This window comes from Bradyrhizobium sp. (assembly GCF_049586575.1).
Lineage (GTDB): Bacteria > Pseudomonadota > Alphaproteobacteria > Rhizobiales > Xanthobacteraceae > Bradyrhizobium.
Map to the genome: position 1 here is coordinate 1 of NZ_JBAVCF010000176.1, position 3,390 is coordinate 3,390.

Sequence of the window (3,390 nt, forward strand, 5' to 3'; positions counted from 1 at the left end):
CCATTATGCCGAGCTCCGGATTATGCCGACCTCCGTCCGCAAATCGGCCTGGGAGGCGGTGATCGCTGTGAAGGAGGCGGCATAATCAAAGTGCTTCCAGGAAGGCGAGCAATTTGTCGGCAGGCCGGAAGCGACCGGGCTTGGTTTCCGCTTGCACTGTCTTGGCCAAGGCACGTTCCTTGATTTCAAGATCGGCGTGCAGGTAGACCTGAGTGGTTTCGATCTGTTCGTGGCCGAGCCACAGCGCGATCACCGAGGTATCGATACCGGCGCGCAGCAATCGCATCGCTGCGGAATGCCGCAACACATGCATGGTCACCGATTTTTGTGTCAGTGACGGACAGATGCCACCGGCGATCTGCACGTGTTTGGCAAGTCTGTGTTCGAGAGCGTCGCGGCTGAGTGCGTTTCCGGACCGTGTCACGAATAGGGGCTGCGCCGGCAGACCAGCACGCTCGGCAAGCCAAACGCGCAGGACGGCGGCGGTGCCCGAGGTGAGCGGCGTGATCCGTTGCTTTCGCCCTTTCCCCTCGCAGCTCACATGCGCGCCAGATCCGAGATGGACGTCGGCACAGCGCAGGCCGATCAGTTCGGACACGCGCAGGCCGGTTTGAGCCGCGAGCCCAAGCACGGCATGGTCGCGCCGCCCGGTCCAAGTCGACCGAGCGGGGGCTGCAAGCAGTGCGTCGAGTTCCGGTTCAGTCAGGAAGGTAACGAGCCTTCGGTCGAAGCGCTTGGAAGGAATGGCAAGCACACGTTCGATCACGGCAGCATGCTCGGGATGACGGAACGCGGCGTATCGGAACAGGGAGCGGATCGCGGCGAGCCGAACGTTACGGGTGCGCACGCTGTTTTCCCGCTGTTGCTCGATGTGGTCGAGGAAGGCGCCGACGAGTGCGGCATCGATGTCGTCGATGTCGAGCTTCGACGGCTCTTTGCCTTGCCGTTTGGAGGCGAAGACCAGCAGTAACCGCAAGGAATCTCGATAGGACGCGACCGTATGTGGGCTGGCTTGACGTTGACGAGCCATGCGGTCCGTGAAGAACGCCTGCAGGGTCGTGGCGATCGCGGTCATGCGTCACCTCCGAGGTGACGCTCGAGCTGGTCGCTGGCGAGCTTCAACAACTCTGGGGCGGCCGAGAGGTACCAGTAGGTATGGCTCGGATTGATGTGACCGAGATAGGTCGACAAGACCGCAAGTCGGGCGGCGGGATCGCCGTCGTCGCGATAAGCGTCTAAGATGGTATTGACGGCAAAGGCATGCCGAACGTCATGGAGCCTGGGTCGGCATGCTGCCGATCGCGGCGCAATGCCGCAATGACGGACCAGTAGCTGGAAGGTGTTCTGCACGTTGCAATAGAGCAACCTCGTGCCGGCGGGCGAGAGGAACAGGGCCGGCATCTTTGGCGGCTGACGGGGACGATCGCCTCGGAGCAGATAGTCGCCGAGGGCCGTCACGGTGCTCGGATGTAGCGGCAGCTCACGAGATTTGCCGAACTTTCCGCTGCGGATTGTGAGCAGGCCATCAGCGACGTCGAAGTCATCGCGGTCGAGGCCGATCGCCTCGCCGACCCGCATTCCAGTTACCGCCAGCAACCCGATCAATGTCCGATAGGTCGCCCTCCGGTGCGGCCCGCGCAATGTCGCCGCTGCCGCCATCAAGGCGGAGATTTCTTTCGCTGAATAGAGGTACGGTGTCGCCCGGCGTGTTCGGCCGGGCAGGATGTCCGTCGGCGGCACCTGGGTGGCGGGGTCGATCCCGTGGAGATGAATGGCAAAGCGGCGAACGTCGGAGAGCCGCCTGGACATCCAGCTTCGATCGGCGCCTGCCGGCAACGTCGCCCAGGCGAGAGCCGTTTCCGTGGTCAGGTGTTCTTCGCCTCGCTCCTCAACGAAGGTAAGGAACTGGGCGAGGAGTTTCTCCGCCCGGGCAAGCCTGTAGCCGAGGATGCGCCGCACGGCCAAGTAGTCGGCGAGCGCTTGGCGGAGGGCGTTCATGGGGCGTCTCCCGGCCACGGGCGGGCGATCCGGCGCAAGGCGTCGCGATCGACCTTGGCGTAAATCGCCGTCGTCAGAGCGCGGCGATGACGCAAGAGTTGCCCGATCTCCGGCAGTGACGCTCCGGCCCGTAGCATCTGCATCGCTACTGTATGGCGCAAACGGTGGGCGCGGATTTGCCCGAGATCCGCCCGTTGAGCGGCTTCGGCCACGACATTGCTCACACCGGCCGAGCTGAGATGGCGATGAGGCGCCTTGATCCTTACGAACACCGTCCGGCCCTGGGCGCTCGCGGGACGACCGCGCTGCAGATACACGGCCAGTCTGTCGCCGACGTCCTGCGGCAATGGCAGGCGCTCCGTACAGTTCGCCTTGCCGCGCACAACTATCTCGCCGGCCCGCCAATCGATATCGTCCAACCGGAGCTTCGCCACTTCGCCCGACCGCATGCCGAGGCGGATCAACATGGTCAGAATGGCGACGTCCCGGCAGCCGCGCCGAGTTCTGCCGTCGCATGACGCGAGAAGGCGTCGGACTTGGTTGGAATCCAGCCCCTTCGGCAGCCCGACCAATCGCCGGCCGGCAACCGAAGGTACTGCTGAGACCAGCGATCGTTCGATGATGCCGTCGAGATGAAGGAACCCGAGCAAAGAACGGAGCGCAGTGACCGTCAGCTTTGCGGCCCCCCGACTTTGTCGCGGGCACCGGGCCACCACGAAGGAAGCGACGTCGGCCGCGGTCAGGTGTCCGAGATCGAGGGCGAGGCCGTCGGCCTAAAGTCTGCGTTCAAGAAATGAACGCACCATGTCGACATAACAGCGGGCGGTTACAAGCGCCAAAGAGCGCTCGACGGTCAGAAAACGCCAGTATCGGCACAGCATCATCTCCACTGGGCCGTCGCGTCCCTCCGCTTCTGGTGGCACGATCTCCAGCCTCCGCAAATAATCAAGGATGGGGCGTACCGCTTTGGCTGAGACGTATCTGGTATGACCAGCAGCTCGGCGGCAGCACAGAAAGCGGTCCACTTCGACAGCCTTCAAATCGCCGGCGATCATGCCCTGGTGCAGCAGCCAATTGCTCAGATCGGCCAACACCTTCAATTGCATGCGAACGGAAGCTGGTGCGTATCCCTGCCGCGCTAGTTCGTTCGCGTAGGCGATGGAAAATGCCCCAAGCGGTCCTGAATCCGGGACTTCTGCTGGATCAATCGACATGACTTGCTCCCCTTTCTTGAAAAGAAAGAGGAGTCTGAACTGATCCTCAGGCCGGCGTTATTATGCCGCCTCCTTCACAGCGATCACCGCCTCCCAGGCCGATTTGCGGACGGAGGTCGGCATAATCCGGAGCTCGGCATAATGGACCGTGCAGCGCTGCACCGGCACGCCGTCCCAC

Annotated in this window: 4 protein-coding genes; all 4 read right to left on the reverse strand. The window is 63.1% G+C overall.

What is annotated here, in order from left to right; all coding sequences use genetic code 11:
• Window positions 1–85: 85 nt before the first annotated feature.
• The 4 genes from WB528_RS06830 to WB528_RS06845 are packed head-to-tail and all read right to left on the reverse strand — an operon-like array spanning window position 86 to window position 3,212.
• Window positions 86–1,075 (reverse strand): tyrosine-type recombinase/integrase, encoded by a 990-nt coding sequence (locus WB528_RS06830; RefSeq protein WP_423887663.1) that lies wholly within the window; start codon window positions 1,073–1,075, stop codon window positions 86–88.
• A complete protein-coding gene (locus WB528_RS06835; RefSeq protein ID WP_423887664.1) occupies window positions 1,072–1,998 on the reverse strand; it encodes a tyrosine-type recombinase/integrase in 927 nt (308 codons plus the stop codon). The genes WB528_RS06830 and WB528_RS06835 overlap by 4 nt, the downstream gene beginning before the upstream one ends.
• The gene (locus tag WB528_RS06840; RefSeq protein WP_423887665.1) at window positions 1,995–2,714 is read right to left on the reverse strand and encodes a tyrosine-type recombinase/integrase; all 720 of its coding nucleotides are present in this window, start codon (window positions 2,712–2,714) and stop codon (window positions 1,995–1,997) included. Before WB528_RS06840 ends, WB528_RS06835 begins: the two co-directional genes overlap by 4 nt.
• A 57-nt stretch (window positions 2,715–2,771) precedes the next feature.
• A complete protein-coding gene (locus WB528_RS06845) occupies window positions 2,772–3,212 on the reverse strand; it encodes a hypothetical protein (protein ID WP_423887666.1) in 441 nt (146 codons plus the stop codon).
• Window positions 3,213–3,390 lie beyond the last annotated feature (178 nt).